General features: G+C 63.0%; 12 protein-coding genes. 5 read left to right on the forward strand and 7 right to left on the reverse strand.

Going from position 1 to position 12,338, the window contains the following annotated elements; translation table 11 throughout:
• Positions 1 to 15: 15 nt before the first annotated feature.
• The 3 genes from DCM80_RS23695 to DCM80_RS23705 form a co-directional block, all read right to left on the reverse strand.
• Entirely contained in the window at positions 16 to 1,611 is a 1,596-nt protein-coding gene (locus tag DCM80_RS23695; RefSeq protein ID WP_257193965.1) for a HAMP domain-containing sensor histidine kinase, read from the reverse strand.
• A gap of 161 nt (positions 1,612 to 1,772) precedes the next feature.
• Entirely contained in the window at positions 1,773 to 3,188 is a 1,416-nt protein-coding gene (locus DCM80_RS23700) for a sodium:proton antiporter (protein WP_373569422.1), read from the reverse strand.
• 130 nt (positions 3,189 to 3,318) lie between these two features.
• Positions 3,319 to 4,191: an NAD(P)-dependent oxidoreductase gene (locus DCM80_RS23705; RefSeq protein ID WP_257193966.1), complete on the reverse strand. Its 873-nt coding sequence runs from the start codon at positions 4,189 to 4,191 to the stop codon at positions 3,319 to 3,321.
• Positions 4,192 to 4,388: 197 nt separating this feature from the next.
• Here DCM80_RS23705 and DCM80_RS23710 point away from each other — a divergent pair, with 197 nt between their 5' ends.
• From DCM80_RS23710 to DCM80_RS23730, 5 genes are all read left to right on the forward strand, one after another.
• A complete protein-coding gene (locus DCM80_RS23710) occupies positions 4,389 to 4,838 on the forward strand; it encodes a VOC family protein (protein WP_257193967.1) in 450 nt (149 codons plus the stop codon).
• A gap of 129 nt (positions 4,839 to 4,967) precedes the next feature.
• Positions 4,968 to 6,104, forward strand: a complete 1,137-nt coding sequence (locus tag DCM80_RS23715; protein WP_257193969.1) for an Mrp/NBP35 family ATP-binding protein — start codon at positions 4,968 to 4,970, stop codon at positions 6,102 to 6,104.
• Between the two features lie 216 nt (positions 6,105 to 6,320).
• Positions 6,321 to 7,409 carry a TRAP transporter substrate-binding protein gene (locus DCM80_RS23720; protein WP_028135634.1) on the forward strand — a complete coding sequence of 363 codons (1,089 nt, stop codon included), beginning with the start codon at positions 6,321 to 6,323 and terminating at the stop codon, positions 7,407 to 7,409.
• Positions 7,410 to 7,576: 167 nt separating this feature from the next.
• Positions 7,577 to 8,665: a TRAP transporter substrate-binding protein gene (locus tag DCM80_RS23725; protein WP_257193970.1), complete on the forward strand. Its 1,089-nt coding sequence runs from the start codon at positions 7,577 to 7,579 to the stop codon at positions 8,663 to 8,665.
• Positions 8,666 to 8,837: 172 nt separating this feature from the next.
• On the forward strand, positions 8,838 to 9,188 hold the full coding sequence (locus tag DCM80_RS23730) for a hypothetical protein (RefSeq protein WP_257198030.1): 351 nt from the start codon (positions 8,838 to 8,840) through the stop codon (positions 9,186 to 9,188).
• Between the two features lie 61 nt (positions 9,189 to 9,249).
• Here DCM80_RS23730 and DCM80_RS23735 read toward each other — a convergent pair whose 3' ends face one another.
• From DCM80_RS23735 to DCM80_RS23750, 4 genes are all read right to left on the reverse strand, one after another.
• Entirely contained in the window at positions 9,250 to 9,459 is a 210-nt protein-coding gene (locus DCM80_RS23735) for a hypothetical protein (protein WP_257193971.1), read from the reverse strand.
• A gap of 122 nt (positions 9,460 to 9,581) precedes the next feature.
• Complete coding sequence (locus DCM80_RS23740) at positions 9,582 to 11,186, reverse strand: TRAP transporter large permease subunit (RefSeq protein WP_257193972.1); 1,605 nt, start codon at positions 11,184 to 11,186, stop codon at positions 9,582 to 9,584.
• Positions 11,183 to 11,722, reverse strand: a complete 540-nt coding sequence (locus tag DCM80_RS23745) for a TRAP transporter small permease subunit (protein WP_257193973.1) — start codon at positions 11,720 to 11,722, stop codon at positions 11,183 to 11,185. The genes DCM80_RS23740 and DCM80_RS23745 overlap by 4 nt, the downstream gene beginning before the upstream one ends.
• Positions 11,723 to 12,031: 309 nt before the next feature.
• Positions 12,032 to 12,268, reverse strand: a complete 237-nt coding sequence (locus DCM80_RS23750) for a hypothetical protein (RefSeq protein ID WP_257193974.1) — start codon at positions 12,266 to 12,268, stop codon at positions 12,032 to 12,034.
• Between the last annotated feature and the right edge of the window lie 70 nt (positions 12,269 to 12,338).

Consider the following 12,338-nt stretch of genomic DNA (forward strand, 5'->3'; position numbering starts at 1 on the left):
TCTGCAAGCATCTGGTTAGGAGCCTGTGCCGGCGCTCATGATCGGCTTGTGGCGCGGCCGGCGCTTCTCGTCGGGCAGTACGGAACCCTCCGGCTGGAGCGGTGGAGAATCGTCCGACAGCGGCGCAAGCGCGCTCATCACCCGCTCCGGCGGGAAGGTGACGATCACCTCGGTGCCGATGCGCAGCTTCGATTTCAGCGTGAACGTGCCGCCATGCAGGTCGATCAGATTCTTGGCGATCGGCAGGCCGAGGCCTGCGCCCTGTTCGGCCGATTTGATCGAGTTGGAGCCCTGGCCGAACGAGGCGAGCACGACCGGAATCTCGTCCTCGGGGATGCCCGAGCCGGTATCCCTCACCGAGAGATATTGTCCGCCCGAAGCGGTCCAGCCGGCCTTGAGCCAGATCTCGCCGCCCTGCGGCGTGAACTTGATCGAGTTGGAGATCAGGTTGAGCACGACCTGGCGGATCGCGCGCTCGTCGGCCCAGAGCCGCGGCATGGACTGCTCGAACACCTCGTGGATGGTGATGCCCCGGCTCGAGGCGCGCAGCTTCATCAGATGGTGGCAGTCGGCGACGATGCCGACCAGCGACACCGCCTCCTCGTTGAGCTCGTAGCGGCCGGCCTCGATCCGCGACAAATCGAGGATCTCGTTGATGAGGTTGAGCAGGTGGACGCCGGAATTGTGGATGTCGGCCGAATATTCCTTGTAGACCGGCACCGCATGCGCGCCGAAGATCTCGCTCTTCATCACCTCGGAGAAACCGAGGATGGCGTTCAGCGGCGTGCGCAGCTCGTGGCTCATCTGCGCCAGGAAGCGCGACTTGGCGACGTTGGCGGATTCGGCGCGGTGGCGCGCTTCGTCCGAGATCGCCTTGGCCTGTTCGAGCTCGCCGATCAGCGCGTCTTTCTCGGCGCGCGCCTCCAGCGCCGCGAAGGTCGAGGAGTGCAGGCGATGCGCCAGCAGCACGAAATAGCCCTCGGCCGCGAGCGAGAGCGCGGCCAGGATGTAATTGTCCAGCGAGCCGGTGAACGCAAAGCTCAGCGCCATGGCGACCGCGACCGGCGCGGTGGCGGCAAGGGCCGCGATCGGCAGGTTCGCCGCGACCATGCTCGATACCGCGATCACCAGCAGCATCAGGAACATCATCAGCGTTTCCGTGACCATGTCGAGCACGGGATGGATCAGGATCGCCATCCAGCACAGGCCATAGAGCAGATCGAGCACGACGAAGCGTGTCCGCCATGCGCGCGTCGCCGCGGGCGAGGCGGGCTCTGTCAGGAAGCGCCGGCAGCTGCGGATCATCGCCGCGTGAATGCAGAGCATGCCGACGGTCCAGGCTGCGGCCGGGATCGGCTGCATCCACAGCCCGAACAGCAACCCGGTCGCGACCACCAGCAGCATCACGACATAGGACGCCGACAGCCGGGTCTGGGCGTATTGGCGCAGCATCTCGGCGTCGAAGGCCGGCCGGGTTCCGCTGGTCGACGTTAACTTGTCGCGCGCCTCGCGCACCCGCTGCGCCGCAGCCCGTCGGCTGCTCGCCGATGGAGCGCTCACCGGCTCGGCCGGAAGCTGCACAACCTCGGGCTTTTCAGCGGGGTTACTCATCAAGCAACAACGATTCCTGCCCACGCCGGACGCGGGCCTTCTGCATTGTCTATCTCTGGCAAGAAATCCTTAAGAGGTGACTTAAGGAGCTAAAGAATTACGTTAACGGGGCGTTAATCCAAGGCCCGGTTCGACCTCCGCTCGCGGAACCCGCAGGCCCTTCACCTGAAGAAAACGAGCGTGACCAACGCGAACACCGGCAACAGCAGGACGGAGGTCCAGGCCATGTACCCGAAAAAGCCCGGCATGGCGACGCCGCTCCCTCGCGCGATCGCGTACACCATGAAGTTGGGCGCGTTGCCGATGTAGGAGTTTGCGCCCATGAACACCGCACCTGCCGAGACCGCGGCAAGGGTCACCGCGCCATTCGTCATCAGATGCTTGGCGTCGCCTCCAGCGAGTTCGAAGAAGACGAGATAGGTCGGCGCATTGTCGAGAAAGGACGAGAGCAAGCCGGTCAGCCAGAAATAGGCGGCATTGTTCGGCGTGCCGTCGGCATTGGTGACCATGTTCACGACGGCGGCAAACGCGCCGGACTTGCCGGCGTTGAGGATCGCAAGCACGGGAATGATGGTGATGAAGATGGCGGCGAACAGCTTTGCCACTTCGATCATGGGCCCCCACGAAAAGCCGTTCGCGTCGTGGTCCTCCTTCGAGGTGACGGCGAGAGATGCGAACACGACGCCGATCATCACGGCATCGCGCAGAAGATTCTGCAGCTGAAGGTGCGTGCCGAGAACCTCGAATCCGCCGAGATCGAGCTTGGCACTCAAGAGGATCGCAGCGATGATGACGCCCATCAGAGCGAAGTTGAGGCCTCCGCTGACCCGCAACGGATTGTCCGGCGTCGGGTCCGGTTTGACGCGGCCTTCCTTGCGATACAGATAAGCGTCGATGCAAAAGAACAGGACGAGCAGAATCCAGGCGGCGAACGTCGTCTGGGGGAACAGGTGCGTCGTCGTCCAGAAGAAGTCCACGCCGCGCAGGAATCCCAGAAACAGCGGCGGATCTCCCAGGGGCGAAAGCGAGCCGCCGATGTTCGACACCAGAAAGATGAAGAAGATGACGACGTGCGCGTTGTGCCGCCGGTCGTCATTGGCGCGGATCACCGGCCGGATCATGACCATCGACGCGCCGGTCGTGCCGATGACGCTCGCGATCAGGGTGCCTAGCGCGAGCAGCAGCGTGTTCAGGACCGGCGAGCCGTGAAGATTGCCGCGCACCACGATTCCGCCTGCCACCGTGAACAACGCAAGGAGCAGCAGAATGAAGGGGATGTATTCGAGCAACGCGGTATGAACGAGAGCCTGGATGGTCGGCAGCGGGCCGTGCCCGACTAAAAGAGGCAGCACGATCAGGGCACCCCACATCGCGGCAATCTTGCCCTGGTGGTGCTCCCAGAAGTGAGGCGCTGCGAGCGGAAAGATCGCGATCGACAGCAGCATGCCGGCGAACGGAAGCGCCCATTGCGGGCCGATGCTGGCGCCATCGAGCGATGCGGCGAGCGCTTGCGAAGGAGATGCAGCCAGGATCAGGAGCGCGACCGGCAGGCGCACAACAACAAGGATGGCGGCGATCACGCTAAGCAAGGCTTCCCCCGAAGGCTATTTTTCTTTCCGTTCGACCGCTTGGCCGATGCTTCGTCGCGGCCGAGGTCGCGACGAAGCTCGGATGCTGCACGCCCCCGAACGACGCGGCAACAGCTCCTCAGCGCTGCAGGCGCGCGAGCAGGCTCGACGTATCCCAGCGCTTGCCGCCCATCTTCTCGACCTCGGAATAGAACTGATCGACCAGCGCGGTGACAGGCAGGTTGGCGCCGTTGCGGCGGGCTTCGGCGATCGCGATCGAGAGGTCCTTGCGCATCCATTCGACCGCGAAGCCGAAATCGTACTTGTCCTCGTTCATGGTCTTGTAGCGATTTTCCATCTGCCAGGACTGCGCAGCCCCTTTCGAGATGGTCTCGATCACAGCAGTGACGTCGAGGCCGCTTTTCTTGGCGAAATGGATACCCTCGGAGAGACCCTGCACCAAACCGGCGATGCAGATCTGGTTGACCATCTTGGTCAGCTGGCCGCTTCCGGCCGGCCCGAGCAGTTTGCACATCCGCGCATAGGCGCCTGTGATGATCGGCTCGGCGCCGGCATAGGCATCGGGCGCGCCGCCGCACATCACCGTCAGCACGCCATTCTCGGCGCCGGCCTGGCCGCCGGAGACCGGTGCGTCGACGAATTTGAAGCCGGCCTTGGCCGCGGCTGCGTCCAGCTCGCGCGCGACCTCGGCGGAGGCGGTGGTGTGATCGACGAAGGTCGCACCCTTCTTCATCCCGGCGAAGGCGCCGTCGGGGCCGATCGTGACCGCGCGCAGATCGTTGTCGTTGCCGACGCAGCACATCACGAAATCCTGACCTTCGGCGGCCGCCTTCGGGGTCGCCGCGGTCTTGCCGCCGAACTTGTTCGTCCATTCCTTCGCCTTGGCCGCGGTGCGGTTGTAGACGGTGACCTCATGGCCCCCTTTTTTCACGAGGTGTCCGGCCATCGGGAAGCCCATGACGCCGAGACCGAGGAAAGCGACTTTAGCCATGTGTGGTACCTTGTCCGTAGATTTGAGCTTTACGGTTGTAGCAGGGCGAGGGCGCCGGGCGGCACCCTCGAAGTTCCGCTGCGAGGGCGGATCGGAGGCGCACCATAAACCGTTAAGCCGGGAGGGCAACGGCTTCGTTTGGCGGCCCCCTGTGCTAGGATGGCGGGACCTAAGGACTTCGAAAAAGGGAGCGAAACATGGCATCGAGCTTGGGCGGCGTGAGCGTTGGCGTCCTCGATCATTTCAACATCCGGACCCGCAATCTGGCCGAGACCGTCCGTTTCTACGAGGACGTGCTGGGGCTGGAAAACGGCGCCCGTCCGAATTTCGCCTTCCCCGGCGCCTGGATGTACAGCGATGGCCGGGCGGTGGTGCACCTGGTCGATATTTCCGCGACGGCGGAGCCGCAGAAGCCGGATTCCGGCGTCGTCCATCATGTCGCCTTCGTCAGCCGCGGTTTTGACGGCATGAAGCAGCGGCTGGCCTCCAAGGGGATGAAGTTCGACGCCCGCCAGGTGCCCGGTGGCGAGCTCTGGCAGATCTTCGTTCACGATCCCAACGGGGTCATGATCGAGCTGAACTACGAGGCCGCCAAGGAGCAGGGGGCGGCGCCCGCCGAGATGGCTGACGATATCGGCAGGCAGTAGCCTTTTGGGCGTTTCCGCTCTAATGGGGCATCCTAAAGTATCGTGCCTGGCCCTGCCGGAAAGCCGCTTCCCGCTTCGCGCTGGTGCGGCCCTCCGGGTCCGGATCAGGCTCCGTCCAGGAGATGCACTTTGAGCGTGACGCAGCAACAGGTTCTCGACAGCCTCGCCAGGATCAAGTCCCCCCGCGGGGTCGCGCTCACCAATGCCGATGTGCTGAGCGCGATCAGCGCGTCCGACGGCAAGGTGTTCTTCTCGATCAATGTCGATGCCGCCGAGGCCAGGGCCTGGGAATCCATCCGGGCCGAGGCCGAGGCCGCCGTGCGCAGCATCCCCGGCGTCACCACCGTCATGGTGGCACTGACCGCCGAGCGCAAGCCGGGCTCCGCACCGCCGCCGCCTCCGCAGCCCAGTCGCGGCGCGCCGGGCGTGCAGCCGGCCCATGCCCACAAGCCGCCGCAGGGAGGCGGCTCGCCCATGGCGCGGCAGTCGGAGATCCCCGGCGTCGCCGCCGTGATCGCGGTCGCCTCCGGCAAGGGCGGCGTCGGCAAGTCGACCACCGCGCTGAACCTGGCGCTCGGCCTGCGCGATCTCGGGCTCAAGGTCGGGCTGCTCGATGCCGACATCTACGGCCCCTCGGTGCCGCGCCTGACGGGCCTGCGCGACAAGCCGGAGCTGAACGACGAGCGCAAGATGATTCCGCTTCGGCGCTTCGGCCTCGCGATCATGTCGATCGGTTTCCTGGTCGAGGAAGAGACCGCGATGATCTGGCGCGGTCCCATGGTGATGTCGGCGGTGACGCAGATGCTGCGCGACGTCGAATGGGGCAAGCTCGACGTTCTCGTGGTCGACATGCCGCCGGGCACCGGCGATGCCCAGCTTACCCTGGCGCAGAACGTGCCGCTCAAGGGCGCGGTGATCGTCTCGACCCCGCAGGACCTGTCCCTGATCGACGCGCGGCGGGGACTTGCCATGTTCAAGAAGGTCAACGTGCCCGTGCTCGGTATCGTCGAGAACATGAGCTATTTCCAGTGCCCGCATTGCGGCACGCGGTCGGACATTTTCGGCCATGGCGGCGCGCGGCACGAGGCCGAGAAGCTCGAGGTGCCGTTCCTCGGCGAGATCCCGCTGCACATGGCGATTCGCGCGACCTCGGATGCCGGCAACCCCGTCGTCGACAGCGAGCCGGACGGTCCCCATGCGGCGATCTACCGCGCCATAGCAGGGCAGGTCCGGGACCAGCTCAAGGGCGTCATCGCGGCGGCCTGAAGCGGCCGCCGGCGCGCCGCCTCGTCCCCTTGGGAGACATGCGACTTTCGTAGAGCCCCGTCATGCCATTGTCGCGTTCCGAAAACGCGCCTTCCGTGTTAAAGGCCCACCGCAGTCAAGCCCCTTCGGTTCGACGCTGCCCTGTCGCGTCGCCGGAATCAGCGGCGGCACAAGAGAAGTTCAAGGGGAAACGCCCCAGCAAGGAGAGACCTGAAGATGAAGCGTCGTGATTTTCTGAAAGTGTCGGCAGCAGGCGCGGCGGCGACCGCAGTGGCCTCGCCGGCGATCGCGCAGTCCTCGCCCGAGGTGAAGTGGCGCCTGACTTCGAGCTTCCCGAAGTCGCTCGATACCATCTATGGCGGTGCCGAGCAGGTGGCGAAGTACGTCGCCGAGATGACCGACAACAAATTCCAGATTCAGGTGTTCGCCGCCGGTGAGCTCGTTCCCGGCCTGCAGGCGCTCGATGCGACCACGAACGGCACGGTCGATATGTGCCACACGGTGTCCTACTACTACGTCGGCAAGGACCCGACCTTCGCGATCTTCGCCTCGGTGCCGTTCGGCCTCAATGCGCGCCAGCAGAATTCCTGGCTGTTCCAGGGCGGCGGCAACGAGCTCGCCAACGAGTTCTTCAAGAAGTCGAACGTGATCGGTTTCCCCTGCGGCAACACCGGCACGCAGATGGGCGGCTGGTTCCGCAAGGAGATCAAGACCGTTGCCGACCTCTCCGGCCTCAAGATGCGCATCGGCGGCATCGCCGGCCAGGTGCTCCAGAAGGTCGGCGTGGTGCCGCAGCAGCTCGCCGGCGGCGACATCTATCCCGCGCTGGAGAAAGGCACCATCGACGCCGCCGAGTGGGTCGGCCCCTACGATGACGAGAAGCTCGGCTTCGCCAAGGTCGCCAAGTACTACTACTATCCGGGCTTCTGGGAGGGCGGTCCCACCGTCCACGCCTTCGCCAACCTGGAGAAGTTCAACGCGCTGCCGAAGAACTACCAGGCCATCCTCGCCAACGCGACCACCCATGCCAATACCTGGATGGCGGCACGCTACGACATGCAGAATCCGGCGGCGCTGAAGCGCCTGGTTGCCGGCGGCACCCAGCTTCGTCCCTTCACCAACGAGGTGCTGGAAGCCTGCCTCAAGGCGACCAACGAGCTCTGGGCCGAGGTCTCGGCCAAGAACGCCGACTTCAAGAAGGTGATTGATGCCATGCAGGCCTACCGCTCCGACGAATATCTGTGGTGGCAGGTTGCCGAATATACCTACGACAGCTTCATGATCCGCTCGCGCACGCGCGGCTGATCGCCTAGACCCAAAGTCGCAAGACCGCAGAGCCCGGCCTCCAGGAGGCCGGGCTTTTTCTTTGCCCCGGTGCGATCGGGGGATGGCATTGCGTCCCGGCTTGCGTCATGCTGGCCCCAAGCCTCGGCAAGAAGGCCCACAATCGCAAACCATCAGGGCAGGAAATCATGAAGAGAAGAGACTTCATCAAGGTCACCGGACTTGGCGCGGCCGGCGCCGCCACGCTCGCGGCTCCCGCGATCGCGCAGTCGATGCCGGAGATCAAATGGCGTATGCCGACGAGCTGGCCGAAGTCGCTCGACACGCTGTTTGGCGGGGCCGAGATGATGTGCAAGATGGTCGCTGAGGCGACCGACAACAAATTCCAGATCCAGATCTTCGCCGCCGGCGAGATCGTTCCGGGCCTCCAGGTGCTCGACGCCGTGCAGAACGGCACCTGCGAAATCGGTCACACCGCGTCCTACTATTATTTCGGCAAGGATCCGACCTTCACCTTCGGTTCGGCCGTGCCGTTCGGCCCCAACATGCGCATCAACCAGGCCTGGTACATGCTGGGCGGCGGTCGCGACGTGCTCAACGAATTCTACAAGAGCTACAACGTCGTCTCGCTGCTCGCGGGCAACACCGGTTGCCAGATGGGCGGCTGGTTCAGGAAAGAGGTCAATACGCCCGACGACCTCAAGGGCATGAAATTCCGCGTCGGCGGCTTCGCCGGCCGCGTGCTCCAGAAGCTCGGCGTGGTGCCGCAGCAGCTCGCCGGCGGCGACATTTATCCGGCGCTGGAGAAGGGCACCATCGACGCCGCCGAATGGGTCGGCCCCTATGACGACGAGAAGCTCGGCTTCTACAAGATCGCGCCGCACTACTACTATCCCGGCTGGTGGGAAGGCGGGCCGATGCTGATGGCCTTCGTCAACCTCGACAAGTGGAACGCGCTGCCGAAATATTACCAGAGCGTGCTGGAGCAGGCCGGCCACTATGCCAACAACTACATGATGGCGCGCTACGACAATGCCAATCCGCTGGCGCTGAAGAAGCTGCTCGCCGGCGGCACCAAGCTGCACCCGTTCTCGCCGTCGATCATGGACGCCTGCCACAAGGCTGCCAAGGAGCTGCACGCCGAAGTCGCCGCAAGCAACCCGAACTTCAAGAAGGTGCACGACTCGCTCGCCAAGTTCACGAGCGACAGCTACTCCTGGTTCCAGGTCGCCGAGGTCGGCTACGACATCTTCATGGCGCGCCGCTCGCAGAGCTGATTGCGTCATCTCTCGCAGGCAGCGCCCCGGTGTGAAAGCTCCGGGGCGCTGCCATGTTTGGAGGGCCCAGACTTGAAAACTGAAAAACAACCCCATGCACAGTAGCCAAGGGATTGATAAGTCATCGGAAAAAATTGGCGATCCAAGCGGTCTTCGCCGAGGCGGAACGGTGCTGAGCTTCGATCCAGACGACGTTCAGAGAGCGCTGCGCAGGGCATGGTCGTCGTCCACCGCCAGCCAATGGACGGCGAGCAATCCGGCGGCAGGGCAATGCAATGTCACCGCGCTCCTCATTCAGGAGCTCTTCGGCGGCGATTTGCTCAAGACCCCTCTGCCGGCGGGCGACCACTTTTACAACCGGATCGAGGGCCGGAGGTACGACTTCACGGCGTGTCAGTTTGATCAACCGATCGCATACAAGGACGAGCTGACGAATAGGGCCGATGCAGAGTCAGGCGCGACGAACGATCAGCTGACTGAGCTCAGAGCGGCATTTGGCAGGCACCGGACCGCACCAGGCTAGCTGTGGCAGCCACGCTCTGTGTCGTCAGCTCGTTGCGCCGGTTTCCGAGCATGGCAAACTCTCAGCGAACAACGCCAGCCACGTCGTCCGTGCTCGGAATGAGCCAATCGAGCCCCAGTAGTCCGGCTTCGATGATCACGAACGCGATAATGCCGCCGAGCCAGCCGAAAAAGACGATCGAGAAGGTGCCGAGCAAGATCGCGCAAAAGACGTCGGCAAGCACCTTGCAGATGCGGAGGTCTCGGTTCTCTCCGGTTGGAAAATAAGGCATCGGGCTTCTCCAGCGCAGCTCTGACCTTGAACTTAGCCCCAGCTCGAGGCGACGTCTACTCGGCCAGAAGAGTGGCGTCGCCAGGGAGCGACTTGGGTTCATTGCGGCGCAAGCTTCTCCGGTCAGTCTTTGGGCTGGCCGAAATCGAGTGGCGGCGGCAGCTCGATGTTCGGGATCTCGATCTTGATCTTGTCCAGATCCACCTTCGCGGGCGCGTCCAGCAGTCCAGTCACGGTTATCGGGAATGCGATGACAACAGCAACCATGATCGCCTGCAGGCCGATCCAAGGTATCGCGCCCCAGTAGATGTCTGAACTCTTGACCTCCTTCGGCGCCACACCGCGCAAGTAGAACAAGGCGAAGCCAAAGGGGGGATGCAGGAAGGAGGTCTGCATGTTGACGCAAAGCATGATACCGAACCAGATCAAGGCGGCATCTGCCCCGACGACAGAGGTGAGCAGCTTGAGCGCGATCGGCGCGATCATGGGGATGATGATGAAGGCGATCTCGAAGAAGTCGAGGAAGAAGGCGATGAAGAAGATGAACAGATTGATGAAGATCAGGAAGCCCCAAACGCCGCCCGGCAGCGATGTGAGCATGTGCTCCAGCCAGACACCGCCGTTGCACCCGAGGAAGACGATCGAGAAGCAAGTCGACCCGATCAGGATGAAAGTCACCATGCAGGTGATGCGCATGGTGGTCTCATAGCCCTGCTTGACCAAAGTGCGCAGGTCCGGAATCCGGATCGCCTCGATGCAGACCCAGGCGACTGCAAGATACGCAATCGCGAATGCGACCTTGAACGGCAGATTCGGCGTGAAGTAGATGCCGATGATGGTGCCAACGCCGGCGGCGGCGACACCGACGAGCAACACCTTGTGACCGGCCGAGCTGAAATCCTTGTGATGGATGACGGCGAGGACGATCGCGCCGACGGCGCCCATTGCGCCCGCTTCAGTCGGCGTGGCGAGGCCGAGCATCATCGTGCCGAGCACCACGAAGATCAGAACGGCAGACGGAATGATGCCCAGAAGGCATTTGCGCCAGAGCGCCCAGCCCTTGAGCGTCCTCGCTTCCTTGGGCACCGCCGGGACATGGTCCGGCTTGAAGATGCTCAGGAAGAAGGTGTAGCCCGCGAACAACGCGATCTGGAGGATCGATGGTCCCCAGGCGCCCAGATACATGTCGCCCACCGACTTGCCGAGCTGGTCGGCGAGCACGATCAGAACCAGCGAAGGCGGGACCAGTTGGGTTATGGTGCCGGAGGCTGCGAGCACGCCCGTAATGTAGCGTATATTGTAGCCGTAGCGGATCATGACCGGCATCGAGATCAGCGCCATCGCAATGACCTGCGCAGCCACGGTGCCCGTGATCGCACCAAGGATGAAGCCGACGATGATCACGGAATAGCCAAGACCGCCGCGAACGGGGCCGAACAATTGCCCCATCGAGTCCAGCATGTCCTCTGCGAGGCCGCATCGTTCGAGGATCGCGCCCATGAACGTGAAGAACGGGATTGCCAGCAGCAGCTCGTTGGCCAGGACGCTGCCGTAGATGCGCTCCGGGATGGCCTGGAGGAAGCTGAACCCGAAGAAACCTTCGTGGATCGCGAGAAATCCGAACGAAAGCCCGAGAGCGGCGAGCGTGAAGGCGACGGGAAAGCCGATCAACATCGCCAGGACAAGCCCGCCGAACATCAGCGGGGGCATCATCTCGATCGTGATCATTGGGTCGGCCGCTCGTATTTTGCATCGATGGTGACTTCGCCGCGCAAGGCCGCTGCTCGCTTGATGACTTCCGAGACGCCTTGCAACGCCACCATGAAGAAGCCTGCCGGCAGGACAAACTTGATCGGCCAACGCAGGAGGCCGCCGGCATTGTTGGACATTTCACCGATGATGAACGAGTTGTAGAACATCGCCCATGACAGGTAGCTGAGGAGCAGGCAGGCCGGGACGAGGAAGATCAACGTCCCGATCAGGTCCAGCCACAATTGGCCGCGTTCGGAAAGCATGAGGTACAGAATTTCGACACGCACGTGCTCGTTGCGCTTGAAGGTGTAGGACGCGCCGAACATCACGACGACGGCGAACATATACCACTGGGTTTCGAGCCAGCTGTTGGAGCTGTAGCTGAAGGCGTAGCGGATCATCGCATTTACAGCGCTGACCAGACAGGCCGCGAGCACCAAAACGTTGCAGACGTTCCCGACCTTTTCGTTCAGCCAGTCGATAGCTGTACTTATCGCCAACAATGGGCGCATCGATATCTTTCCCCGCTCGCTGAGTGCTGAGCTCAATCGAGCAGGCCATGGTGCTGCATCAGCAGCCCTTCACGTCTGCGTCGGAGCTAGTTCACCCCCTGATGCTTCCGCCCGCTCTTGTGGTCGGCTATCGGCGAGACATGTGAGTAGCCCAGCCGTGCATGAAGCAGGGCACCTTTACCTTCGGCAATTTTCTGGTCAACAGAAAAATGGACAGATTGCCGCAGCACTGTGAAAATAGATCTCCGGCTGGTCTGACGATCGTGACCGAGCAGATGCTGAGATCGCCGTGCGCGTGCCGAGGTCCGTCTAACCTTCCACGTCGTACTGCTTGCAGAGGTGATCGCCGATCTGGACAAGCATGGCCACGCATTCGGGGTAACCGGGCTGATCCGAGGTGGCCTGATCCGCGCTGGCTCGAAACTCCCAGGACCTGCCATCGCGGAGGATCGAGATGGTCATTCCGTCGGGACAATCGGCATGAACCTTCAATTCAGCCCTCGCCATGGCGATGAGTTCGCTTTCCGTCTTCACAGGTCTGCTCATCACGCCTAACCTTTCGCCGCGGGCGCTCGATTGATGTCCAGTGCGCAAGCTTACACGAAGCTGACGGCAT

The organism is Bradyrhizobium sp. WBOS08 (genome assembly GCF_024585125.1).
Lineage (GTDB): Bacteria > Pseudomonadota > Alphaproteobacteria > Rhizobiales > Xanthobacteraceae > Bradyrhizobium > Bradyrhizobium japonicum_B.

Coding starts and splice junctions, on each gene's coding strand:
- DCM80_RS23695 (WP_257193965.1), bottom strand. CDS start 1,611: ATGAGTAACCCCGCTGAAAAGCCCGAGGTTGTGCAGCTTCCGGCCGAG.
- DCM80_RS23705 (WP_257193966.1), bottom strand. CDS start 4,191: ATGGCTAAAGTCGCTTTCCTCGGTCTCGGCGTCATGGGCTTCCCGATG.
- DCM80_RS23710 (WP_257193967.1), top strand. CDS start 4,389: ATGGCATCGAGCTTGGGCGGCGTGAGCGTTGGCGTCCTCGATCATTTC.
- DCM80_RS23720 (WP_028135634.1), top strand. CDS start 6,321: ATGAAGCGTCGTGATTTTCTGAAAGTGTCGGCAGCAGGCGCGGCGGCG.
- DCM80_RS23725 (WP_257193970.1), top strand. CDS start 7,577: ATGAAGAGAAGAGACTTCATCAAGGTCACCGGACTTGGCGCGGCCGGC.
- DCM80_RS23735 (WP_257193971.1), bottom strand. CDS start 9,459: ATGCCTTATTTTCCAACCGGAGAGAACCGAGACCTCCGCATCTGCAAG.
- DCM80_RS23740 (WP_257193972.1), bottom strand. CDS start 11,186: ATGATCACGATCGAGATGATGCCCCCGCTGATGTTCGGCGGGCTTGTC.
- DCM80_RS23745 (WP_257193973.1), bottom strand. CDS start 11,722: ATGCGCCCATTGTTGGCGATAAGTACAGCTATCGACTGGCTGAACGAA.
- DCM80_RS23750 (WP_257193974.1), bottom strand. CDS start 12,268: ATGAGCAGACCTGTGAAGACGGAAAGCGAACTCATCGCCATGGCGAGG.